Origin of the sequence: Burkholderia sp. SIMBA_062, assembly GCF_046534765.1 — a bacterium.
In the GTDB taxonomy this organism is placed as follows: domain Bacteria; phylum Pseudomonadota; class Gammaproteobacteria; order Burkholderiales; family Burkholderiaceae; genus Burkholderia; species Burkholderia ambifaria.
Genome location: NZ_JAWRYD010000265.1, coordinates 1 through 272, shown reverse-complemented (window position 1 = coordinate 272; position 272 = coordinate 1). Strand labels below are relative to the sequence as shown.

The following is a 272-nucleotide window of genomic DNA, read 5'->3' as shown; positions in this document are numbered from 1 at the left end:
ATGCGGACTTCGGGGCGCGGTGCGAGGCTCGCTCAGGGCGCGGAGAATCCATGACGCTTGCACAGATCTATTGCCGAATATGGGCCTGCCTGACCGCCGCGGCAGCCGACGCGCCGCCGGAACCGGCGGCCTTCAAGACGATGCAGGCTGCGACCGTCGGACTTGAGGGTTCGCCGTGCGTGCGCACCGTGTTGCTTCGAAAGGTAAGCGAGCCGGAGCGCCTGGTCACGTTCCATACGGATCTACGTTCGCCGAAGCTTGCCGAACTGGAG

The 272-nt window shown here is 65.4% G+C and carries 1 pseudogene; it reads left to right on the top strand.

The features are described 5' to 3' along the window. Positions 1-50: 50 nt before the first annotated feature. Positions 51-272: pseudogene (locus SB786_RS36295) on the top strand (pyridoxamine 5'-phosphate oxidase); the annotation flags it as partial.